22 protein-coding genes and 1 pseudogene are annotated in these 21,981 nt (G+C 34.9%); 13 read left to right on the forward strand and 10 right to left on the reverse strand.

Going from position 1 to position 21,981, the window contains the following annotated elements; translation table 11 throughout:
* Positions 1-278: pseudogene (locus ACIQ2S_RS02635) on the forward strand (transporter); the annotation flags it as partial.
* A gap of 52 nt (positions 279-330) precedes the next feature.
* Here the strand turns inward: ACIQ2S_RS02635 and ACIQ2S_RS02640 are convergent.
* Positions 331-1,617: an acetyl-CoA hydrolase/transferase family protein gene (locus tag ACIQ2S_RS02640; protein ID WP_396172550.1), complete on the reverse strand. Its 1,287-nt coding sequence runs from the start codon at positions 1,615-1,617 to the stop codon at positions 331-333.
* 185 nt (positions 1,618-1,802) lie between these two features.
* Here ACIQ2S_RS02640 and map point away from each other — a divergent pair, with 185 nt between their 5' ends.
* From map to ACIQ2S_RS02655, 3 genes are all read left to right on the forward strand, one after another.
* Positions 1,803-2,621 (forward strand): type I methionyl aminopeptidase, encoded by an 819-nt coding sequence (gene map / locus ACIQ2S_RS02645; protein WP_396172551.1) that lies wholly within the window; start codon positions 1,803-1,805, stop codon positions 2,619-2,621.
* Between the two features lie 93 nt (positions 2,622-2,714).
* The gene (locus ACIQ2S_RS02650; RefSeq protein WP_396172552.1) at positions 2,715-3,089 is read left to right on the forward strand and encodes a GxxExxY protein; all 375 of its coding nucleotides are present in this window, start codon (positions 2,715-2,717) and stop codon (positions 3,087-3,089) included.
* Positions 3,090-3,158: 69 nt separating this feature from the next.
* Positions 3,159-3,992 (forward strand): class I SAM-dependent methyltransferase, encoded by an 834-nt coding sequence (locus ACIQ2S_RS02655; protein WP_396172553.1) that lies wholly within the window; start codon positions 3,159-3,161, stop codon positions 3,990-3,992.
* Here the strand turns inward: ACIQ2S_RS02655 and ACIQ2S_RS02660 are convergent.
* The 8 genes from ACIQ2S_RS02660 to ACIQ2S_RS02695 all read right to left on the reverse strand — a co-directional run bounded on the left by ACIQ2S_RS02660 (position 3,989) and on the right by ACIQ2S_RS02695 (position 11,469).
* Positions 3,989-5,008, reverse strand: a complete 1,020-nt coding sequence (locus ACIQ2S_RS02660) for an FAD:protein FMN transferase (RefSeq protein WP_396172554.1) — start codon at positions 5,006-5,008, stop codon at positions 3,989-3,991. The two genes, ACIQ2S_RS02655 and ACIQ2S_RS02660, sit on opposite strands and share 4 nt — an antisense overlap.
* Positions 4,986-5,351: a Na(+)-translocating NADH-quinone reductase subunit F gene (locus ACIQ2S_RS02665; RefSeq protein ID WP_396172555.1), complete on the reverse strand. Its 366-nt coding sequence runs from the start codon at positions 5,349-5,351 to the stop codon at positions 4,986-4,988. Before ACIQ2S_RS02665 ends, ACIQ2S_RS02660 begins: the two co-directional genes overlap by 23 nt.
* 150 nt (positions 5,352-5,501) lie before the next feature.
* Positions 5,502-6,803, reverse strand: coding sequence for an NADH:ubiquinone reductase (Na(+)-transporting) subunit F (nqrF, locus tag ACIQ2S_RS02670; RefSeq protein WP_396172556.1), 1,302 nt, complete (start codon positions 6,801-6,803; stop codon positions 5,502-5,504).
* A 26-nt stretch (positions 6,804-6,829) separates the two neighbouring features.
* The gene (nqrE, locus tag ACIQ2S_RS02675) at positions 6,830-7,591 is read right to left on the reverse strand and encodes an NADH:ubiquinone reductase (Na(+)-transporting) subunit E (RefSeq protein WP_396172557.1); all 762 of its coding nucleotides are present in this window, start codon (positions 7,589-7,591) and stop codon (positions 6,830-6,832) included.
* Positions 7,592-7,596: 5 nt separating this feature from the next.
* Positions 7,597-8,259 carry an NADH:ubiquinone reductase (Na(+)-transporting) subunit D gene (locus tag ACIQ2S_RS02680; protein WP_396172558.1) on the reverse strand — a complete coding sequence of 221 codons (663 nt, stop codon included), beginning with the start codon at positions 8,257-8,259 and terminating at the stop codon, positions 7,597-7,599.
* 5 nt (positions 8,260-8,264) lie between these two features.
* On the reverse strand, positions 8,265-8,948 hold the full coding sequence (locus tag ACIQ2S_RS02685; RefSeq protein WP_396172559.1) for an FMN-binding protein: 684 nt from the start codon (positions 8,946-8,948) through the stop codon (positions 8,265-8,267).
* Positions 8,949-8,950: 2 nt separating this feature from the next.
* The gene (locus ACIQ2S_RS02690; RefSeq protein ID WP_396172560.1) at positions 8,951-10,114 is read right to left on the reverse strand and encodes an NADH:ubiquinone reductase (Na(+)-transporting) subunit B; all 1,164 of its coding nucleotides are present in this window, start codon (positions 10,112-10,114) and stop codon (positions 8,951-8,953) included.
* 5 nt (positions 10,115-10,119) lie between these two features.
* A complete protein-coding gene (locus ACIQ2S_RS02695) occupies positions 10,120-11,469 on the reverse strand; it encodes a Na(+)-translocating NADH-quinone reductase subunit A (RefSeq protein WP_396172561.1) in 1,350 nt (449 codons plus the stop codon).
* Between the two features lie 315 nt (positions 11,470-11,784).
* Between ACIQ2S_RS02695 and ACIQ2S_RS02700 the strand changes: the two genes are divergently transcribed.
* From ACIQ2S_RS02700 to pruA, 4 genes are all read left to right on the forward strand, one after another.
* Positions 11,785-13,044: a DUF5103 domain-containing protein gene (locus ACIQ2S_RS02700; protein ID WP_396172562.1), complete on the forward strand. Its 1,260-nt coding sequence runs from the start codon at positions 11,785-11,787 to the stop codon at positions 13,042-13,044.
* 11 nt (positions 13,045-13,055) lie between these two features.
* A complete protein-coding gene (locus tag ACIQ2S_RS02705; protein ID WP_396172563.1) occupies positions 13,056-14,138 on the forward strand; it encodes a DUF3667 domain-containing protein in 1,083 nt (360 codons plus the stop codon).
* 2 nt (positions 14,139-14,140) lie between these two features.
* Complete coding sequence (gene apaG, locus ACIQ2S_RS02710) at positions 14,141-14,527, forward strand: Co2+/Mg2+ efflux protein ApaG (RefSeq protein ID WP_396172564.1); 387 nt, start codon at positions 14,141-14,143, stop codon at positions 14,525-14,527.
* 99 nt (positions 14,528-14,626) lie between these two features.
* Positions 14,627-16,252 (forward strand): L-glutamate gamma-semialdehyde dehydrogenase, encoded by a 1,626-nt coding sequence (gene pruA, locus ACIQ2S_RS02715; protein WP_396172565.1) that lies wholly within the window; start codon positions 14,627-14,629, stop codon positions 16,250-16,252.
* A 44-nt stretch (positions 16,253-16,296) separates the two neighbouring features.
* On the opposite strand, the gene rsmG is transcribed toward pruA, so the two are convergent.
* On the reverse strand, positions 16,297-16,926 hold the full coding sequence (gene rsmG / locus ACIQ2S_RS02720) for a 16S rRNA (guanine(527)-N(7))-methyltransferase RsmG (RefSeq protein WP_396172566.1): 630 nt from the start codon (positions 16,924-16,926) through the stop codon (positions 16,297-16,299).
* A gap of 109 nt (positions 16,927-17,035) precedes the next feature.
* Here rsmG and ACIQ2S_RS02725 point away from each other — a divergent pair, with 109 nt between their 5' ends.
* The 5 genes from ACIQ2S_RS02725 (at position 17,036) to ACIQ2S_RS02745 (ending at position 21,790) form a co-directional block, all read left to right on the forward strand.
* The gene (locus tag ACIQ2S_RS02725; RefSeq protein WP_396172567.1) at positions 17,036-18,130 is read left to right on the forward strand and encodes a fatty acid desaturase family protein; all 1,095 of its coding nucleotides are present in this window, start codon (positions 17,036-17,038) and stop codon (positions 18,128-18,130) included.
* A gap of 32 nt (positions 18,131-18,162) precedes the next feature.
* A complete protein-coding gene (locus ACIQ2S_RS02730) occupies positions 18,163-19,347 on the forward strand; it encodes a pyridoxal phosphate-dependent aminotransferase (RefSeq protein WP_396172568.1) in 1,185 nt (394 codons plus the stop codon).
* Positions 19,348-19,561: 214 nt separating this feature from the next.
* Positions 19,562-20,056 carry a hypothetical protein gene (locus tag ACIQ2S_RS02735; RefSeq protein ID WP_396172569.1) on the forward strand — a complete coding sequence of 165 codons (495 nt, stop codon included), beginning with the start codon at positions 19,562-19,564 and terminating at the stop codon, positions 20,054-20,056.
* Positions 20,049-21,215, forward strand: coding sequence for a formate-dependent phosphoribosylglycinamide formyltransferase (gene purT / locus ACIQ2S_RS02740; RefSeq protein WP_396172570.1), 1,167 nt, complete (start codon positions 20,049-20,051; stop codon positions 21,213-21,215). Before ACIQ2S_RS02735 ends, purT begins: the two co-directional genes overlap by 8 nt.
* The gene (locus ACIQ2S_RS02745) at positions 21,215-21,790 is read left to right on the forward strand and encodes a Crp/Fnr family transcriptional regulator (protein ID WP_396172571.1); all 576 of its coding nucleotides are present in this window, start codon (positions 21,215-21,217) and stop codon (positions 21,788-21,790) included. The genes purT and ACIQ2S_RS02745 overlap by 1 nt, the downstream gene beginning before the upstream one ends.
* The last annotated feature ends 191 nt before the right edge of the window (positions 21,791-21,981 follow it).

A 21,981-nucleotide genomic window follows, 5' to 3' on the forward strand; every position in this document is an offset into this window, starting at 1 on the left:
ATCAGGTTTTGAAAAATAAAATTGAATATCAATTAGAAGAAATCAGCTCATTAAAAAGCCAAATTGATATCGCAAATGAGTTAGTGTCAAATTTCCAAACAATGTTAGATTCTGAAGAAAAACTATTTTTATTTGGAGAAAGTTCATTATTTCTTATAAACACACGTGAAAACAGTTTGCTGAGTACCAGCTTGCAACAAATAGATACACAAATAAAATTTTGCGTATCTAATTCCGATTTGTTTCGATTAATTGCCAGTCCGGAATTCAATAATTAAAAAAAAACTGCTTTTTTTAAATGAAATTGAACAAAGCAGCTAGGAATATGGTTTAGAATGAAAATGGTTTAATTTCACTCATCTCATAGTAAGCTTTTTCAATCCACTCCCGATGATTGGGATGAGCAATTTTAACCAATTCTGTTACTCGTTGTTTTAGTGTTTTTCCATACAAATTGGCTATGCCATATTCTGTAATAATATACTGAACATGCGACCGTGTAGTGACAACACCCGCTCCTTGTTTTAAAAAGGGTACAATTCTACTTTCACCACGTTTTGTTTGCGAAGGCAATGCAATGATTGCTTTTCCTCCAACACTTAAGGAAGCACCTCGAATAAAGTCCATTTGGCCACCAACACCTGAATACATTTTTCCACCAATTGAATCGGCACAAACCTGTCCGGTTAAATCAACTTCAATAGCGGAATTAATAGCTACCATTTTCGGATTTTTTCGTATTCTGGCCGTGTCATTTACAGCCGACGATTCCTTTAATTCGACAAAAGAATTGTCGTCAACAAAATCATATAATCTTCGGGAACCCATTAAAAAAGTTGCTAAAACACGTCCGCGTGTGGTTCCTTTAAAGTTACAATTGATAATGTCTTTCTCAATCAAATCAATCACTCCATCAGAAAACATCTCTGTGTGCAATCCTAAATCTTTATGATTGTGTAATTTGCTCAAAGCAGCATTCGGAATGGAACCAATACCCATCTGAAGTGTACTTCGGTCTTCAATTAGGGAAGCAACAAATTCTCCTATCTTTTCTTCTTCGGGAGTAAAAGTATCAATGCCATGGGCAAAAATAGGTTCATTTACTGCTACCAAATAATCAATTTCCGATTCATGAAGAATTCCATCACCAAATGTTCTCGGCATATTCGGGTTTACTTGAGCCACTACAATTTTTGCGTTTTCTATTGCAGCAACTGATGCTTCAACAGAAACACCCAGTGAACAATAACCATGTCGGTCAGGTGGAGAAACATGAATAAAAACCACGTCCAGCGGCAGTACGTTTTTTCGAAATAAAACGGGTAATTCACTTAAAAAAACGGGGGTATACGAACCGTTTCCGGCTTTTAAAGTATGTCGGACATTGGCTCCAAGGAAAAACGAATTCACATGAAAACTTTTTGCAAGTTCCGGGTTGGCATAAGGAGCTTCACCTTCGGTGTGTAAATGGCAGATTTCTACGTTTATTAATTCGGAAGCTCTAGCTGTTAATGCTTTAGATAAAACTGTTGGCGAAGCAGCTGCAGCTTGTAAATACACCCTATCTCCGGATTTCACAACTTTTACAGCTTCTTCTGCAGTTACATATTTGCTCATAATCTTTAAATTTTAAGCAAATATAAAGTGAATTTCAGGCAGTAAAGATGATATTTCTCATTGTTTTTATTTTTTTGTTTGTAAATTATTTCTTTTTAAAAAAGCACTATAAACTATCCCTCTGCTATTGTATTGCTGTAAATAATTCTAAAAAAGTGTACCTTTGTCGCTTTAAATTTCAAGATATGATTATCTCAAAAACCAAGGAAGAAATCGAATTAATGCGTGAAAGTTCATTATTGGTTTCTAAAACGCTTGGATTGATTGCGAAAGAAATAAAGCCAGGAGTGACCACTTTGTACCTAGACAAACTAGCCGAAGAGTTCATTCGTGATAACGGTGGTATTCCGGGATTTTTAGGTTTATACGGTTTTCCTAACTCACTTTGTATGAGTCCAAATGCCCAAGTGGTTCATGGTATCCCCAATAACAAACCTTTAGCAGAGGGTGATGTTATTTCTGTGGATTGCGGTGTTTTGAAAAATGAATTTTATGGTGATCACGCTTATTCGTTTGAAATTGGCGAAGTAGCACCGGAAGTTAAAAAGCTATTGAAAGTCACCAAAGAATCATTGTATGTGGGCATTCGTGAATTCAAAGCCGGAAATCGTGTAGAAGATGTTGGTAATGCCATTCAAAAATACTGCGAATCGCATGGTTATGGCGTAGTTCGAGAATTGGTAGGCCATGGTTTGGGAAAAAAAATGCACGAAGATCCCGAAATGCCAAATTACGGTAAAAAAGGTCGTGGAAAGCTATTTGTAGAAGGCATGGTGGTTGCAATTGAACCCATGATTAATATGGGAACTAAAAATATTAAACAACTGAAAGACGGTTGGACTATATTAACCGCAGACATGAAACCTAGTGCTCACTTTGAGCATAATGTTGCATTGGTTGATGGAAAACCTGAGTTGCTTTCAACGTTTAAATATATTTATGAAGCCCTAGGCATTGTGAGTAATGAAGAAGATGAGTTTAGGAGGAAAACGTTAGTAATTTGACACGGATTTCACGGATTTACACGAAGAGATTAATTATACAAAGCTTAGGAAATTTATAATTTGTTTTTTAAAGCTTTTTTTAAATGTCCTTTTATGATTGATTTATATTTAAAAGATGAAACTTATAAAATTATTGGACTTTGTATGGAAGTTCATAAAATTTTAGGTAAAGGTCATTCTGAAATTATCTATAAAGAAGCTTTAGAGTACGAATTTAGAACGAACGGTATTCCATATGAAAGGGAAAAAAACTATCGGATTGAATATAAAGAAATCTTTCTTTCAAGATATTACAATGCAGATTTTGTGGTGTTTGACGAAATAATTCTTGAAGTTAAAGCTATACAATGTTTGACTAAAAGTGATGTCAGGCAAACTTTAAATTATTTAGCTGCTTCAAAAAATAAACTTGGTCTTTTGGTAAACTTTGGAGAAGATTCTTTAAAACATCAAAGAGTAATTCTATAGAAATCAACACTATCCTGAGCTTTGTTAAATTTTAAAATCTGTGAAAATTAGTGAAATTCGTGTCAAAAAATGAAAAAAGCTTTTAAATTTTTATTAAATACTATTCCTCGCCCAATTTTAATTCGGTTGAGCTATATCGCTCGGCCTATTTTAGCTTTTTTATTAAGAGGAAATCGGTTTACCGACCCGATTGATGGAAAAAGCTTCCGAATGTTTTTGCCTTACGGATATGGAAAGCAACGTAACAATGTTTTGTCACCAAGCACACTTTCATTGGAAAGACATCGATTGCTGTGGTTGTATCTGAATAAGGAAACCGATTTTTTTCAATCTGAATTCATTTCAGATTCTTCTGGCAATAAACCACTAATTAAATTAAGAGATGCTGAAAAAAGTTCAGCATTAAAAGTATTGCATTTTGCCCCTGAACAAGCATTTTATAAACGTTTTCGAAATCAATCGAATTTAGATTATACAACAACCGATTTATTTTCGCCATTGGCAGATGTGAAAGCAGATATTTGCAATCTCCCATTTAAGGATAATTCGTATGATGTCATTCTTTGCAATCACGTTTTGGAGCATATTCCAGACGATACCAAAGCCATGCAGGAATTATACCGCGTTTTAAAACCGGGTGGAATGGGGATCTTTCAAATTCCGCAAGATTTGGCAAGAGCGACAACATTTTCAGATGATTCGATTACAGATGAAAAGGAACGAGCCAAAATTTTTGGGCAGTATGACCACGTTCGCATTTATGGTCGTGATTATTTTGATAAGCTTAGAATTGCTGGTTTTAGCGTTGTAGAAGAGAATTATACTGCCAAAATATCGCCTGAATTAGTGGAGAAATATTGTTTGGCAAAAGGAGAAATTATTCCGGTTTGTTTTAAAAACTAGTCTATCAACAATTCTTTGAAATTATCCGTTTTATATTGTTGTATTTGGTTGTTTTCATCTGTATAAATTAACAGAACATACAACTCTTTTCTTGACAGAAGAAGTTTTTTAGTATCCTCAATATCCATTACCATAAATGCAGTGGCAAATCCATCTGCATCAATGCATTTTGGAGCTAGAACAGTTGCACTCAGTATGTTCCCTTGCTCAGACAAACCCGTTTTAGGATTGATAATATGCACATATTTTTGACCTGTTAAAGAATCTTCTTTCACTTTTCTATAGTTACCGGATGTTGCCATTCCAAGGTTTTCTAATTTGATTTTAGCAATTAGTGTTCGCTCTTCAGGTGATTGGGTGGGATCATCGATTCCAACCACCCAATTTTTATTTTCTAAACTATTCGAGCCAAAGGCAAAAATCTCACCTCCAATTTCCACTATGCCGTTTTGGATACCTTTTGATTTCAAAAAATCAGTAACTACATCTACCGAATAACCTTGTGCAATGGCATTGAAATCAAAATAGGTTTCCGAGTGTTTTTTGGAAATAGTCCTATTGTTATTCAACTTGACTTTGTCAAAACCTACAAATGTTAGCAAGCTATCAATTTTTGAGGGGTTTAAATCAATTTTTTCATTGGTGGGTCCAAATCCATAGGCATTAACTAAAACACCGATTGTCGGGTCGAAAAATCCATTGGTGACTTGATAGATATTTTGCGACGTTTTAAAAGTTTCAACAAAAAAGTCATCTACAACAATTGCAGAATCACCGGCATTGATTTTGGAAATTTTCGAATCTGGCCGATAGGTTGAAAGTGATAGATCAAAAGCCACTAATAGTGAATCAATAGCCGCTTTTTTTATTACTTCACTTGAATGAATATATTTTATTGCATAAGTACTTCCCTGCGCTTCCCCTTGAACAACAAAAATTTTTTCTTTCTGATTTTCGTTACATCCAATCAGAAAAAAAGCACAAACGAAAAGGCTAACTAATTTCTTTAATTCCATTGTAATTGATGATATAATCTTCGTTTTTGTTGACGGGTTTTTCATAATCTGACGCATTGGCAATTCCAACGCCTGCATAAAGGATTTTTGCTTTTAATTTGATGGCGTGTGTTTTGAATTTTTCCATCCAAATTTCGTCATACTCCTCCGGATTATCGGGATAATTATACACAGTAACCAAAACAAAATGAAGGGTATTGGTAGGTTTGTCGACACAAACAAATTGCGGATGTCTTTTTAACTGACTATTTACCGCAAGGAACTCAAAACCCTCACTTTCGAGTTCTTTACCCACATGATTCATAGCCAAATTGTGAAGTTCTTGTTGTGATAAAATTTCCATAGAACAAAAGTAACTAGAATTAAAAAAAACAATTCTTAATTAAATCAAAAAAGGAACATTAACTTGAAAAAATAAACCATTAAGAAATTAAGCTTGATTACTTAACTGCTTAATGGTTTAAAATAAATTAACCTTATTGTTTATAAACTATTATCCTCCGAAGTCGTCAAAACGGATGTTTTCTAATGGAATTCCAAAATCTTCGCCCATTTTTTGGACAGCAACGTTCATCATTGGGGGACCACAGAAATATAATTCAATATCTTCCGGACTATCGTGTTTGGATAAATAATTATCTATTACAACGTTATGAATAAATCCAACAAAGCCATCTCCCTCGCCATTTACACCATCCTTAACTTTCCAATTATCTTCAGGCATTGGTTCAGATAGAGCCAAGTAGAATTTGAAATTAGGGAAATCTTTTTCTAGAGCTCTAAAGTGATCTACATAGAACAATTCACGTTTGCTTCGACCACCATACCAATAAGTTACTTTTCTTCCTGTTTTAACCGTTCTGAAAAGGTGGTATAAATGAGAACGCATCGGTGCCATACCTGCACCACCGCCTACATAAAGCATTTCTGATTCACTTTCGTTGATGAAAAACTCACCGTAAGGTCCTGAGACAGTCACGGGATCACCCGCTTTCATTGAAAAAATATAAGAAGATGCAACACCGGGATTAACGGCGGCCCATCCATTTTTAGCTCTATCCCAAGGCGGGGTTGCAATACGCACATTCAACATGATTTTTCTTCCTTCAGCAGGATACGAAGCCATTGAATACGCTCGTTCCACTAATTCCGGATTTTTCATTACCAACGGCCACAAATTAAATTTATCCCATTCCGCTTTGAATTTATCAGGTTCTCCAGGATGTTCTTCCGGATGAGCAGTGATATCAATATCGGAATATTTTATTACACACTCAGGAATTTCAATTTGAATGTAACCTCCTGCTTCATAATGCATATCGTCCGGCAATTCAACAATAAATTCTTTAATGAACGAAGCTACATTGTAATTTGAATATACTTTTGCTTCGAATTTTTTAATTCCGAATACCTCTTCAGGTACCTCGATAACCATGTCATTTTTTACTTTTACTTGACAACCTAGTCTCCAACCGTCGGCTAATTCTTTTCTAGTAAAGTTAGGAACTTCCGTCGGTAACGCCTCACCACCACCTTCTAAAACTTTACATTTACATTGCAAACAAGTTCCACCGCCTCCGCATGCAGAAGGTAGAAAAATTTTACTATTCCCTAAGGTAGAAAGCAAGGTGCTTCCCGCATTGACTTCAATTTCGTTATCGCCATTAATCTTGATTTTGACAGCACCTGACGAAACTAACTTGGATTTTGCATACAATAACATGTATACCATCAGCAAGATTAGAACTAAGAATGCCAAAATCGAATATATAATTAATTCTGTTATACTAAACATGAGTTAAATTTTAAAAGTTTATACAATTACTTGTTGACCTTAGATGTATCTTTTTTTGGAGTTTCTATTTCTACTTTTAAAGAATCAACAACAGTAACTACTTCATTAGTGACTGACGGAACAGGTTCAATTTTTTGTTCTGGTTTTTTATTAAAAGCATTTAAATCTACTCCACCAAAACTCATAAAACCAATCGCCATTAAACCAGTGGTAATAAAAGTTATTCCAAGACCTCTAAGAGGCGGGAGGACATTAGAATATTCCATTTTTTCTCTAATGGCTGCTAATAAAACAATGGCAATTGCCCAACCCAAACCAGAGGATAATGCAAAAGTTAAAACATGGCCAAAATTTGCATAAGTTCCAGAATCAACACGTTGTTGCATAAATAATGATCCTCCTAAAATTGCACAATTCACCGCAATTAATGGAAGAAAAATACCCAAAGTATTATATAATGACGGTGAAAATTTCTCAACAATCATTTCAACCAACTGAACAATAGTTGCTACTGAAGCAATGAATAAAATAAAAGTTAAAAAACTTAAATCTAAATTAGCCATTGTAGGATCGATCCAATTTAAAGCACCCGGCTTTAATATGTATTCGTACATTAAATAATTTAGAGGCACAGTCATTACTTGTACAAAAGTAACAGCTATACCAAGACCTAAAGCAGAAGAGACTTTTTTAGAAATCGCTAAATAGGAACACATTCCTAAAAAGAATGCGAAAACCATATTCTCAATGAACATGGATTTCAAAAATATATTAAAATATTCAAACATAGTTATTAATTTTTCTCAATTAATTTTTTATTAATACCTCTTTGTACCCAAATTATCAATCCAACTATTATTAATGCCATAGGTGCCAAAAGCATAAAACCATTGTTAACATAACCAGAGGCATAGGCTCCTGTTTTTTCAATAGAACTACCTAATATTTCAACACCAAATAATTTTCCAGAACCTAACAATTCACGAAAAAAAGCAACGATCATTAAAATGATTCCATAACCTAATCCGTTTCCAAGCCCATCTAAAAATGCAGGCCAAGGTTTATTACCTAAAGCAAAGGCTTCAAAACGTCCCATCAAAATACAGTTGGTAATAATTAATCCAACAAAAACGGAAAGTTGCTTACTAACATCGTATGAATAGGCTTTCAAAACTTGGTCAACACAAATTACCAATGCTGCTGCTACCACAAGTTGAACAATGATTCTAATCCGATTTGGAATAAAATTTCGCAATAAAGAAATAATCACGTTTCCAAATGCAACCACAACTGTAACAGACAAAGCCATTACAAAAGCGTTCTTCATTTGAACTGTAACTGCCAATGCAGAGCAAATTCCTAATACTTGGACTGTTACAGGATTATCATCATTAAATGGATTTGTAACTAACTTAATATTACTTTTATTAAATAATCCTTCTCTTTTATCTGACATCTTGATTATTTTTTATTTGATTTTAAAAACTTTTCATAAGGTTTCAGTCCCGCCGCCAACATATTTGTAACACCATTACAAGTTAATGTAGCTCCTGAAATTGCATCTACTTGACCATCCTCTTTATTTTCTCCTCCAGTATATCCTTTGACAACTTTTACAGCTTGCAATACGTCATTTTTATCAAAAATACTTTCACCTATAAATCTTTGAGTAAAAAAATCCTCTCTGATTTCTGCACCAAGTCCAGGTGTTTCCGCTTTATGATCAAAAACAATTCCATCAACTATAAGCTGTTCATTTATAGACACATAACCCCAAATAGCGTCCCAAAGTCCGACTCCTCTAACCGGTATAACATAAAATTTCTTTCCATCTTTTTCTGTGACAAAAACCGGAAATTTATCTTTAGTCACCGCAATATCAATATTGAATGCATCTTTCCCAATTTCATTACCATTTGCATCAAAAACATATTCAGCTTTGATGTATTTTCTATAAGCCAAAACAGAGGAATCTCTTGCAACATTTACTCCAAAAGATTTTAAAATATACTGTCTTTTTTCATTCTGAATATTTGCATCCTGAGCAGGTTTTAGAGTTGTAGCAGCAAATGCTAATGCTGTTGCAACAACAACTACCATGACAGTGGCAAATAAAAATGTATAACTATTTGATTCTCTATTCATGATTATGCAGTTTTAATTTTTTTGGACTTTGTCAATCTTTTCATCCTTTTATTAATATTATTTTCTACAACATAATAATCTATTACTGGTGCAAAAGAATTCATTAATAGTATGGCCAACATAATTCCCTCAGGATAAGCAGGGTTGAAAATCCTTATTGTCATAGCGAAGAAACCTATTAAAAAACCGTAATAAATTTTACCAATTGCTGTTTGGGCAGCAGAAACAGGATCGGTTGCCATAAAAACTATTCCAAATGCAAACCCGCCAACAATTAAATGTTCATACCAAACAAAATTCATTAAAGCGGTTAAACCAATCGCATTAAACATTAATGTGGTTGCGATTGCACCTGCTATTCCGGAAGCCATAATTCTCCAACTACCAACACCAGTTGCAATCAACACTATTGCTCCAATTAATACTGCCAAAGTTGATGTTTCTGCAACTGATCCTGGAATAAACCCTACAAACATATCCCACGTTGAATAGGTAACTTCTTTTCCTTGAGCTAAAGTTCCTAAAATAGTTTCTCCTGAAATAGCATCTGTTGTACTAGCTTCACTGACCCAAATTTTGTCGCCTGACATATACGTTGGATAAGCAAAGAACGCGAAAGCACGTGCAAGTAAAGCTGGATTAAAGATATTCATTCCTGTTCCACCAAAAACTTCTTTACCAATAACAACAGAAAAAGCGACTGAAATCGCTAACATCCACAAAGGTAAATCAATTGGCATAACCATTGGAATCAACAATCCTGTAACTAAATATCCTTCATTTACTTCATGCCCTCTCCATATTGCAAAACCAAACTCAATTCCTAATCCTACAACATAGGACACTATAATCATTGGCAAAACTTTCCACAAACCATGTGAAAATACGTTCCAAAACGACATATCGGCACCTTCAATTTGAACAAAATGTTGGTAACCAGAATTATAAATTCCAAATAATAAGGCCGGAATTAAAGCTAGAACCACTGTAATCATGGTACGCTTCATATCTACTGCATCTCTAATATGAGCACCATGCTTAGTGGTGTGATTAGGCACAAATAAAAAAGTGTCTAATGCATTTATTGCAGGTGCAAATTTTTCAAATTTTTGCCCTTTCTCAAAAGGCTTTTTAATTTGGTCTATTTTATCTCTTAAAAACTTCATAACTTTTATCCTACTTCTTTAATCATTAAATCTAAAGCTTCTCTTATTATTTCCTGAGCTTCTAATTTAGACGTGTTAATATAATCAATCAAAGCAAAATCTTCCGGTGCTACTTCATATATTCCCAACTTTTCCATTTTATCTATATTACTTGCCAAACAAGCTTTTAATAATTGCATTGGATAAATATCTAAAGGCATTACTTTTTCCATTTCTCCTGTTACAACCAAAGCTCTTTCTTCCCCATTCAAATTGGTATCTGCTTTGTATTTTTTGCCCGGTGCTAAAAATGATAATGCGGTACGTTGCATACTGTGTTTATCGGCACCAGCAAAAGGCATCCATCCAAACATACGGTAGTGATTTCCTTCAGGAATAACCGTTACCGTATTTGCATAATATCCTAAATTTCCATCGGCTGTAACTTTAGCACCGGTTAAAACATCACCGGAAATAATACGTACATTGTCAGAAGCTAATTTACCGCTAACAATTTCTTTCATTTGAGCCCCAATTCTAACGGCATAATACTGAGGATTTGCCACTTCCGAACCGGCCAATGCAATTATTTTTGTTGCATCAAATTTTCCGTTTAGGAATAAATCACCAATAATTGCCACATCTTGTGGAGCAACCACCCAAACTCTTTCACCAATATTAATCGGATTAATTTTTGCAATTTGAACACCCACGTTTCCGGCAGGATGCGGACCAAATACTTTGTGCAATTCAACACCGGAAATACCACTTAAAATTGAGTTTGATTTGCCGTTCACTGAAAGATGAACTTTCCCTGAAGTTAGTTTTCTCAAAGCGTCTACGCCTGCTTGAAAAGATGCTACTTTGTCTTTCAAAGCTACCTCAACATCAGACGATAATGGAGCAGAACTATAAGCTGAAATAAAAATTGCTTTGGGAGAATCACCTGAATGAGCCACAACATCATACGGACGTTGTTTGATAAATGGCCAACAACCCGAAGCTAATAAATGAGCTTTCACTTGGTCGGCTGACATTTCATTTGGATTGTTTTTCCCGTGTTCAACGAAAGTATCTTGAGCATCAGCTTGTATTCTGATTTCCAAAATCACACGTTTTTCACCTCTTTTGATTTCAATAATTTTGCCACTCACAGGAGATACAAACTTTACAGCCTCGTCATCTTTTGAATAAAAAATAACTTCTCCAGCTTGTACTTCTGCTCCTTCTTTAATCACCAATTTAGGTGTAACTTTGTGAAAGTCAGAAGGTTTTATAGAATAAACTTGAGAACGTGAAACAACAGCAATAATTGCCTGAGCCTCGCCAACTAATTTCAAGTCTAAACCTTTCTTGATTCGAATGTCTGTAGACATATGTTATGAAGATATGATTAGTAAAAAATTTACATAATTTAAAACGGTGCAAATTTAAAAATTAAAAAACAATAGACATAAAGGATTAACAAATGTCTAAACGATTTCTGTTTATTTATATTCATTCTAAATAATAAAGAATATTTTAGGCAAATATGGACAACTGCTGACCTCAATTCACTTTCGTGGACTTACCTATTAAGAATGGAATTCGCCTGTAATTGGATAAAAATAAATACTTCTACTTACAAACATCAAAAATTAACTTATTTATATTTTTTGTACATTTACATTTTAAGATTAATTCTGTCTACTATGTTTCGACTTTTTAGCACAACTCTTTTGTTTCTTTTTACTTGGGTCTCATTCGGACAAGTGCTGCAAGAAGTGAACCCTCCCTTCAACATCAAAACTATTTCTTTTCAACAAAACAATGAAAATGTGATCCCAATATTTAGATTAGGTGATACTTTCAGGTTTATTTTTGATGATTTGTTTATGGATGAAGCTAATTACTATTACACAATCACTCATTGTAATTATGACTGGAGTAAATCGCAATTGAGTCAAATTGAATATTTAAACGGATTGGACAATCAACGAATTATTAATTACGAAAATTCGTTTAATACACTACAAAACTATTCGCACTACACAATAAACTTCCCTAACCAGTTCACTAAAGGTTTTTTGGTTAGCGGTAACTACATGCTGACTATACTAAATAATTCGCAAGAAGTTGTTTTCTCCAGAAAATTTGTTCTTTACGAAGATTTAGTTAGCGTTCCAATGGTTGTTAGAAGAGCTAGAGTTGTAAAAGACATTGACTTTAAACACAATTTAGAGTTTACTATCAGTCCAAGAAACATGATGCTGCAGAACCCAATTCAAAATATTAAAATAATTTTATTAAAAAACGGTATTTGGAATACTGCAATTAAAGACGTTAAACCACAATTTACGGTAGGTACAGATTTGGTTTACAGATATGATAGGGAAACACAATTTTGGGCAGGCAACGAGTTTCTCGCTTTTGACAGCAAGGATATTCGAGTTGCTTTAAACGGCATACGTCGAATCGATGCTGGTTCCGGTATTTACAAAACATATTTGCTTACGGATGAGGCTCGAAAGAATAAGATTTACACATTCAATCCTGATGTAAATGGTAATTTTGTCGTAAGAAATATAAACACACTTACAAATGACAACCTTGAAGCAGATTATAGTTGGGTGTTTTTCAGTTTAAGTGCTCCATCAAATTTCAGCAAAAATGATATTTATATTTCCGGATTGTTTAATAATTTTGCCTTATCTCCGGAATATAAAATGGAATATAATCAGCAGAATAAAATCTATGAAAAAGCTATAATGATCAAGCAAGGCTTTACTAGTTTTGAGTACACATTAGCCGACAAAAGTGGAAAGGTTGATTTTGAAAATGCCATAGACGGAAACTTTTTTCAAACTGAAAACGATTATTTCTGCATTGTATACTATCGGGCTAATAACGATCGATTTGATCGGGTGATTGGAAAAGGAGTGGCTAATTCATTTGAAAATAAACAAAATTAGTTTTATTTATTTTGTCGACCAAAAGCACCAATAACTACCGCGGAATTTCTTGCTTGAATTGCAAGCATCCACTAGATATTTCTGATAAGTTTTGCCCCAACTGTGGGCAAAAAAATACGACCAAGCGACTTACAATCAGAGACTTTATCGATGAATTTCTAGCCAATTTTTATGCGTACGATTCCAAAGTCAAGCACACGATTGTATCACTAATCACTAAACCAGGTGTTGCTGCGAGAGATTTTATTTCTGGAAAGCGACTTTTTTATGCCAACCCGTTTCGTTTTTACTTGAGTGTATCTTTAATCTACTTTATCTTTACGGGTATTATTTCAAAATTTGATTCAGAAACTACTGATGATTTGGAATCAGGCCCAATGGTTAAAAAAGATCCTATTCTTTCTCCAAAGGATTCACTAAATTTAGCAAATGCACTAGTTATAAATGACTCTATCAAACCCCTTCAATTAAAAAATAAAGACGATGTGCCCTTTTATACCGAAAAGCAGTTAGCTGATAAAAACTTTTTTAAACGAACTGTTTTAAAAGTAAAAATATACTCCCGTTTTTTAGAAAAGTCGAAAAAAGTAAAACCGGAACTTATATTAGATACCCTCAAACATAACAAAAGTAAATGGAATAGGTATTTATTGCGGAAAGGTTATCAAATAAATAAATTTAACGAGGCAGATTCGAGCGGTAAAGAAGGTTACGAAAAATATATTGAGTATTTAGAAGGAAAAATACCTTTTATATTGTTTGTCTCCCTTCCTTTTTTAACGGTTGTCTTTGCTTTTATTTACAAAAGAAAAAAAATGTTTTACGCAGAACATATGGTCTTCGTGTTTAGTGTAATGAGTTTTGCTTTTTTATTGTTGTTTCTAACAGAAATAATTAATTTACTCACTAACATTGACTTAACCGGTCTATTGTTTTTTGTGATGGCTTACTATTTTTACAAGTCATTAAGAAATTTTTATCAACAAAGTAGACTAAAAACAATTTTAAAATTTGTAATTTTGAGCATTCTTTTACCAATAACTGCTTCTTTTGTTGCAGCACTTGTGTTATTTATAGGATTTTTGTTATACTAGCTATGGTTTCACAAATTACCAGAGGGATTAAGATTTCTGTATCTACAAGTTTTGAAGGCACTTACTTCAAGAACTACAAACTGCATTTTGCTTTTAGTTACCATATTACTATCGAAAATCACAGCAAGGATTCTGTTCAATTAATGTCTCGTCATTGGGAAATTTTTGATGCTTTGAACCACTTAGAGGTTGTTGATGGCGAAGGCGTAATAGGCAAAAAACCAGTAATCAAACCCGGAGAAAACCACACCTATAGTTCCGGTTGCTTATTATCCTCTCCATTTGGAGCCATGAGCGGGCATTTTAATATGATTAATTTCACTACCACTAGAAATTTTAGAGTGATTGTCCCTTCTTTTAAATTAAGTGCACCTTTTGCATTGAATTAATTACGAAATTATCATTTGTAACTTTTGTAACGTGTCGAATTTTTAATTTTTCGTACATTTGCTGTCATTTTATTACTCAATTTTAAAAAATAGATCATTATGCTCAAAGGTTTTTTTCAAGTGCCGAAAGCTATCAACGAACCCGTAAAAGCTTACGCTCCCAATAGTCCCGAAAAAGCAGCAGTTCTTGCCGCGTACAAAGAAATGTGGAACTCAAAAATTGATGTACCCTTATATATTGGCTCTGAAGAAATCAGAACAGGAAAAACAAATAACATGTCGGCTCCGCATGACCACCAACACATTGTTGGAACCTATCATTTAGCTGAAAAAAGTCATGTTGAAAAAGCAATTTCAAATGCTTTGGCATCAAGAAAGACTTGGACTGAAATGCCTTGGGAACAACGTGCTGCAATCTTCTTGAAAGCTGCCGAATTAATCGCGGGTCCGTATCGTGCAAAAATTAATGCCGCAACCATGATTGCTCAATCAAAAACCATTCACCAAGCAGAAATTGACGCTTCGTGTGAGTTGATTGACTTTTTGCGTTACAATGTGGAATTCATGACTCAAATTTATAACGATCAGCCAAGCTCGGATTCTTCTGTGTGGAATCGTGTGGAATACCGTCCTTTAGAAGGATTTGTTTATGCAATAACTCCCTTTAATTTTACTGCAATCGCAGCAAATTTGCCTGCAAGTGCAGCGATGATGGGAAATGTAGTTGTATGGAAACCAAGCGATAGTCAAGTGTTTTCTGCAAAAATAATAATCGATGTATTTAAAGAAGCAGGCGTTCCTAACGGAGTAATTAATGTAGTATTTGGCGATCCGGCTATGATTTCGGATACTATTTTTGACCATGCTGATTTTGCGGGAATTCATTATACTGGTTCAACATTTGTATTCAAGGAAATCTGGAAAAAAATTGGCACCAACATACACAAATACAAAACATATCCAAGAATTGTTGGTGAAACCGGAGGGAAAGATTTCATTATTGCACATCCAAGTGCAAATGTAAAACAAGTAGCTGCAAACTCCATTCGTGGAGCTTTTGAATTCCAAGGACAAAAATGTTCAGCCGCATCAAGAGCTTACTATCCAAAAAGTTTATGGCCAGCACTAAAAGAAGAAATGGCGAAGGAATTGGCAACCATCAAAATGGGTTCTCCCGAGGATTTTTCTAATTTTTTCACTGCTGTCATTCACGAAGGCTCTTTTGATAAATTGGCCAAATATATTGATCAGGCAAAGAAAGATAGCGATGCCGAAATTTTATTTGGCGGCAACTATGATAAATCCAAAGGCTATTTTGTTGAGCCAACAGTTATTTTAACCACGAATCCTAAATATGCTACGATGGAAACCGAACTCTTTGGTCCGGTTTTAACCGTATATATTTATGAGGATGCTAGCTGGAAAGAAACGTTACAATTGATTGATCAAACTTCAGAATACGCACTAACCGGAGCTGTATTTAGTCAGGATCGCTATGCAATTGCAGAAGCAACACATGCGTTGGAAAACTGTGCTGGTAATTTCTACATCAACGACAAACCAACCGGTGCTGTTGTGGGAATGCAACCTTTTGGCGGGGCACGTGCTTCGGGAACGAATGATAAAGCAGGATCTGCTCAAAATTTATTGCGTTGGGTTTCACCAAGAACTATCAAAGAAACATTTGTAACAGCGGAAAACTATAGATATCCATTTTTAGGATAGTAGAAGCATCATTTAAAAGAAAATCCCGACAAATCGGGATTTTTTTATGCTATAAATTTCAATGGTAGATGTACCACTTTTTTTGTTTCAAAAAAATCTTCAGCGAAGTAATCGGATAAATTGTATTGTGTTGCATTCGGAAAATCTTTCAATTCTTCGCTTAAATCGCCACCTTTCAGATACAAGATGCCATTTTTGAGTTTGTGATTATGCTGTTTTTTGATTTTATCTTTTATCCACGAAACAAAATCAGGCATATTAGTAACGGCTCGGCTCACGATAAAATCGAATTCACCTTTGACATTCTCCGCACGCATTTGTTCGGCTTTTACATTTTCTAATTCCAAAGCTGCAGCCACTTCGTTTACAACTTTTATTTTTTTTGCAATGACATCAATTAAGTAAAAACGTGTTTCGGGAAACAGAATTGCCAAAGGAATTCCGGGAAATCCTCCACCCGTTCCTACATCTAAAACAGTTGCTTTGGGCTGAAACTCCATTACTTTAGCAATTCCTAACGAATGCAAAACGTGTTTCACATACAATTCATCAATATCTTTTCGTGAAATAACATTAATTTTTGCATTCCAATCGTGGTACAATTCTTCCAGTTTTTTAAATTGAAAGACTTGATTTTCAGATAGATTAGGAAAATAAGTAAGGATTTCTTCCATTTTGTGCCATTTTTAACAAATGTAAACATTTTGGTGTTGAAATTTTATTGTTTGTTCAACGTTATGATTTATATTAATACTTACCTTTGGGAAAAAATTTAAAACATACATGAATACCACAATCCCAACATTTTCAAAACAAGACAGTTTGAAATTCTTTAGAACCCTTAATAGTCGGGTTAACAACTACTTCAAAGAAAATAATCTTCAAAAAACCGGGAATTGGAAACTTCACTTAAAAACAATCGTGATGTTTACCATTTTCTTAACGCCTTATTTTTTCCTTTTGGCAATGGATATGCCTTTTTGGACTTACTTGCTATTAAATGTAGTAATCGGAGTGGGAATGGCCGGAGTGGGAATGAACGTAATGCATGATGGAAATCATGGATCTTATTCTAACAAGCCTTGGTTAAACAAGATAATGGGTGGCAGCATTTACATTTTAGCAGGAAATGTTTTCAACTGGCAAGTGCAGCACAATGTTTTACACCACACGTATACCAATATTGTAGGACATGACGAAGATTTAGATGCCGGCAGAATTATTCGCTTTTCAAAGCAAGCAGACTGGAAATATTTTCATAAATTTCAACATTACTATTCGGTTTTTCTTTATGGTTTACTAACATTTAATTGGGCAATTACAACCGATTTCAAACAAATGAGAGCCTACTTAAAACGCAAGTTATCGTATGGCGAACCAAAAAGTCCCAAATTTTTATGGACAACTTTAATCATAACCAAAGTAATATATTTCTCCATTTGGTTAGTTTTACCAATGCTACTGGGAATCACTTGGTGGAAAGTTCTTCTGGGATTCGCAGTAATGCATTATACTGCAGGTTTAATTTTAAGTATAGTATTCCAACTAGCACACGTTGTTGAAGAGACAACCAACCCTGTTCCGGACGAAAATGGCGAAATTGAAAACACATGGGCCATTCACCAATTGTTTACTACAGCTAATTTTGCACCTAAAAACTGGATTGTAAATTGGTACACCGGTGGTTTGAATCACCAAATCGAACACCACATTTTTCCTCATATCAGCCATATTCACTATGGTAAAATTGCTGATATTGTGAGAGAAACTGCCAAAGAATGTAATCTTCCGTATCATGAATTCAAAACCATGAGAGGTGCCGTTATTGCTCACTTCAAACATTTGAAAGAGCTAGGTCAAGAACCACAAATGGCATAATAAAAATTTACACAACTACAAAACATACTACAATGAGCCCGTTATCGGATAGAATTAATAATTTATCTACTTCTCAAACCTTGGCGATGGCAGCATTGGCAAGAGAATTAAAAGCACAAGGAAAAGACATTATCAGTTTAAGTTTAGGCGAACCTGATTTTAACACACCTGACTTTATTAAAGAAGCTGCAAAAAAAGCAATCGACGAAAACTACAGTACGTATTCTCCTGTTGACGGTTATGCCGAACTAAAAGAAGCTATTTGCAGAAAATTCAAAAGAGATAACAATTTAGATTATAAACAGGCAAACATTGTGGTTTCAACCGGAGCCAAACAGTCGTTGTACAACATTGCTCAAGTAATGTTAAATGATGGTGATGAAGTAATTTTACCCGCTCCTTATTGGGTAAGTTATTACGAGATTATTAAAATGTCGGGTGGAATTCCGGTAGAAGTTCCCACTTCTGTAGAAAGTGATTTTAAAATCACAGCCGAACAATTAGAAAAAGCCATTACTCCAAAAACCAAAATGATTTGGTACAGTTCTCCTTGCAACCCAAGTGGATCTGTTTACAGCCGTGAAGAATTTACAGCCATTGCTAAAGTATTAGAAAAATATCCCAATATTTATGTAGTAGCCGATGAAATCTACGAACATATCAATTTCTCCGGAACTTTTTGCAGCATTGCATCCATCCCGGGTATGTTTGAAAGAACTATTACGGTTAACGGTGTAGCCAAAGCATTTGCGATGACCGGATGGAGAATTGGTTACATCGGAGCACCTGAATTTATAGCCAAAGCATGTACAAAAATGCAAGGACAAGTTACATCTGGGGCGAATTCTATTGCTCAACAAGCAACTATTGCTGCTGTGGATGCCGACCCAAAAGTGTTAAACTATATGGTGGAAGCCTTTCACAAAAGAAGAGATTTAGTCGTTGGTTTAATCAAAGCTATTCCGGGACTGAAAATCAACGTCCCCGAAGGTGCATTTTACGTATTTCCAGATGTATCGTCATTCTTTGGAAAAACTTTACGCGGAACCTTAATCAAAGACGCTACAGATTTCTCGATGTATTTACTTGCCGAAGCCAACGTTGCAACCGTAACCGGAGATGCATTTGGAAACCCCAACTGCATTCGATTTTCCTATGCAACCAGCGAAGAGCAACTCAGAGAAGCTTTGCGAAGAATCAAAGAAGTTTTAGCTTAAACATATAATGCCTCAAGGAGACTTGGGGCTTTTTTTATAACTTTGGCGTGTCCACAAGGGTCGGGCTTTTCGTTGCAAGTCCTCGTCCAAAGGTTGGTTTTTGTCGGGTTGTGCTCGGCTTCCGTTGGTCGCCAGCACAACCCGCAAAAACGCAAACCTTTGTGCTGCGGGCTTTCCACTTCAATCCCTCACGCAAACCCTGCTCAATTAGAATATGAAAGAAAAAATAGGTAGTCGTTTCGCTCTTTTAATTGGTCTTCCGGTTGGATTGACTTTTTCAATTCTTGTATTAATTACTTCTTTATTTCCTCCATTCAATTTCTTGATATTTACTTCTGGTTTTCAAGGGTTTTGGCATCCATTAATTTGGGGAGGGATTATTCCTTTTAGCTTTATCTTTCTTTTATGGTATGAAGGAAAAAAAATTTCAAACTACCTTTCAACTAAAAGTATTATTCTTTCTAGCTTTATTTTTACAGCTAAATTAAACTTGAAATTATTTTTAATTTTACTTTTGACACTTGTATTTACAACATTTTTTTTCGGTATTTCAATAGTTTTAGAATCTCAAATAAAATCTCTACTAATCGGGATAATTACAATAGTAACTACTTTTATTTTCGCAAACATTGTTACAACTTTTTCTGTAAGTTTAATTATCGTTAAACTGACTCAAAATAAATTAAAAAAATCAGAGAATAATGTCTAAAATACTCCTACTCGGTTCCGGAGAACTCGGAAAAGAATTTGTCATCGCGGCACAACGAATCGGCCAAACCATTATTGCTGTTGATAGCTACGAAAATGCTCCTGCGATGCAAGTGGCTCATGCGTATGAAGTGATCAATATGTTAGATGGTGCCGAATTAGACAGAATCGTTGCCAAACACCAACCCGATTTTATCGTTCCTGAAATTGAAGCCATTCGAACAGAACGCTTTTATGATTATGAAAGGCAAGGCATAACTGTTGTTCCATCAGCAAAAGCGGCAAATTTCACCATGAACCGAAAAGCCATTCGCGATTTAGCTGCGAAAGAGTTAGGCTTACGAACAGCAAATTATCGCTACGCAACTGCGGCAGAAGAATTACAAAATGCAGTTGCAGAAATTGGAATTCCATGTGTGGTAAAACCTTTAATGAGCTCATCAGGAAAAGGACAATCAACCATAAAATCAATTGAAGATATTGCGAAAGCTTGGAACTATGCTGTGGAAGGCTCTCGTGGTGATGTGGTAGAAGTAATTGTGGAAGCATTTGTTAATTTTAATTCTGAAATCACCTTATTAACCGTGACCCAAAACAATAATTTACCCACTTTATTTTGTGCTCCCATTGGTCACCGACAAGAACGTGGCGATTATCAAGAAAGTTGGCAACCGGCATTCGTTTCGGAAAAAGACATTTTGGAAGCTGAAGAAATGGCCCGAAAAGTGACTGCAGCATTAGGCGGAGCCGGATTATTTGGAGTCGAATTTTTCTTAACTAATGAAGGAGTTTATTTCTCCGAATTATCCCCCCGACCGCACGACACGGGAATGGTTACCTTAGCAGGAACACAAAATTTTAACGAATTTGAATTGCATTTACGAGCCATTTTAAGTTTACCAATTGCCGAAATCACAGCAGAAAAAGCCGGAGCGAGTGCGGTTATTTTAGCTTCTGAAAATTCAACCAACCCCACTTATTCGGGTATTGAACAAATTGCCGCATTACCCAAAACAGATTTTAGAATATTTGGAAAACCTTCGTCAAGACCTTATAGAAGAATGGGTGTTGCATTAGTGAGTGATAAACTGGAAACTCCTATGGAAGAAATAATTGAAAGAGCAAAAGCGGCTGCAAAATTAGTAGAAGTAATTGCATAATGGCTTTAATTTTAGAAAACATAGCAAAAATTATTTCCCTTACTGAAGCGGAAAAAGAATTGTTCTTATCTAAGATTGAAATACAACATTATAAAACCAAAACCGTATTGCACAATGCTGGAGAAATCTGTAAGCATTCTTACTTTGTTAATTCGGGATTAGTGAGAAGTTTCAACATTAATGACAACATCGTAGAACATGTACTGCATTTTGCCTGCGAAGGCTGGTGGATTGGTGACATGTACAGCCTACTTTCTCAAAAACCCGGCAATTTATTTATCGAAGTTTTAGAAGATTCGGAAGTGATTTTATTACCTAAAGAAAATCAAGGACAATTGTATTTTGATATTCCGAAACTAGAACGCTTTTTTAGAATTTTAACCGAAAATTCCTTGGTTGCTCATCAAGAACGGTTGATGGATAATTTAAGTTTATCAGCAGAAGAACGTTTTGAAAAATTTTGTAACAGATACCCATCGCTAATTCAAAGGGTTCCTCAAAAACAAATTGCCTCGTATATCGGTGTAACGCCAGAATTTTTTAGCAAAATGAAAAGTCGCATGTTGCGGAAATAGGTAGTCGCAGTTTACAGTGGCACTGCTCCGACTGATAAAATATTCAACCCAAACAACGCAAGACGGATAGCCTGCAACTTTCTTAACCTATATTAAGTGCTAAACCTTTCTTAGGGTTGTAAATTTGTACTATAAATAACAAAAAATCTAATAGTCATGAAAAATACAGTTTTACACAAAGCTAATGAACG

The sequence above is a fragment of the Flavobacterium sp. genome (assembly GCF_044371705.1).
In the GTDB taxonomy this organism is placed as follows: domain Bacteria; phylum Bacteroidota; class Bacteroidia; order Flavobacteriales; family Flavobacteriaceae; genus Flavobacterium.

Bases quoted from the DNA above. Each gene is read 5' to 3' on its own strand.
- ACIQ2S_RS02640 (WP_396172550.1), bottom strand. From the start codon at position 1,617: ATGAGCAAATATGTAACTGCAGAAGAAGCTGTAAAAGTTGTGAAATCC.
- ACIQ2S_RS02700 (WP_396172562.1), top strand. From the start codon at position 11,785: ATGTTTCGACTTTTTAGCACAACTCTTTTGTTTCTTTTTACTTGGGTC.
- rsmG (WP_396172566.1), bottom strand. From the start codon at position 16,926: ATGGAAGAAATCCTTACTTATTTTCCTAATCTATCTGAAAATCAAGTC.
- ACIQ2S_RS02680 (WP_396172558.1), bottom strand. From the start codon at position 8,259: ATGTCAGATAAAAGAGAAGGATTATTTAATAAAAGTAATATTAAGTTA.
- nqrF (WP_396172556.1), bottom strand. From the start codon at position 6,803: ATGTTTAGTATAACAGAATTAATTATATATTCGATTTTGGCATTCTTA.
- ACIQ2S_RS02650 (WP_396172552.1), top strand. From the start codon at position 2,715: ATGATTGATTTATATTTAAAAGATGAAACTTATAAAATTATTGGACTT.
- ACIQ2S_RS02745 (WP_396172571.1), top strand. From the start codon at position 21,215: ATGGCTTTAATTTTAGAAAACATAGCAAAAATTATTTCCCTTACTGAA.
- nqrE (WP_396172557.1), bottom strand. From the start codon at position 7,591: ATGTTTGAATATTTTAATATATTTTTGAAATCCATGTTCATTGAGAAT.
- purT (WP_396172570.1), top strand. From the start codon at position 20,049: ATGTCTAAAATACTCCTACTCGGTTCCGGAGAACTCGGAAAAGAATTT.
- ACIQ2S_RS02665 (WP_396172555.1), bottom strand. From the start codon at position 5,351: ATGGAAATTTTATCACAACAAGAACTTCACAATTTGGCTATGAATCAT.
- ACIQ2S_RS02730 (WP_396172568.1), top strand. From the start codon at position 18,163: ATGAGCCCGTTATCGGATAGAATTAATAATTTATCTACTTCTCAAACC.
- ACIQ2S_RS02690 (WP_396172560.1), bottom strand. From the start codon at position 10,114: ATGAAGTTTTTAAGAGATAAAATAGACCAAATTAAAAAGCCTTTTGAG.
- ACIQ2S_RS02685 (WP_396172559.1), bottom strand. From the start codon at position 8,948: ATGAATAGAGAATCAAATAGTTATACATTTTTATTTGCCACTGTCATG.
- ACIQ2S_RS02660 (WP_396172554.1), bottom strand. From the start codon at position 5,008: ATGGAATTAAAGAAATTAGTTAGCCTTTTCGTTTGTGCTTTTTTTCTG.
- ACIQ2S_RS02655 (WP_396172553.1), top strand. From the start codon at position 3,159: ATGAAAAAAGCTTTTAAATTTTTATTAAATACTATTCCTCGCCCAATT.
- ACIQ2S_RS02735 (WP_396172569.1), top strand. From the start codon at position 19,562: ATGAAAGAAAAAATAGGTAGTCGTTTCGCTCTTTTAATTGGTCTTCCG.
- ACIQ2S_RS02695 (WP_396172561.1), bottom strand. From the start codon at position 11,469: ATGTCTACAGACATTCGAATCAAGAAAGGTTTAGACTTGAAATTAGTT.
- ACIQ2S_RS02725 (WP_396172567.1), top strand. From the start codon at position 17,036: ATGAATACCACAATCCCAACATTTTCAAAACAAGACAGTTTGAAATTC.
- apaG (WP_396172564.1), top strand. From the start codon at position 14,141: ATGGTTTCACAAATTACCAGAGGGATTAAGATTTCTGTATCTACAAGT.
- pruA (WP_396172565.1), top strand. From the start codon at position 14,627: ATGCTCAAAGGTTTTTTTCAAGTGCCGAAAGCTATCAACGAACCCGTA.
- map (WP_396172551.1), top strand. From the start codon at position 1,803: ATGATTATCTCAAAAACCAAGGAAGAAATCGAATTAATGCGTGAAAGT.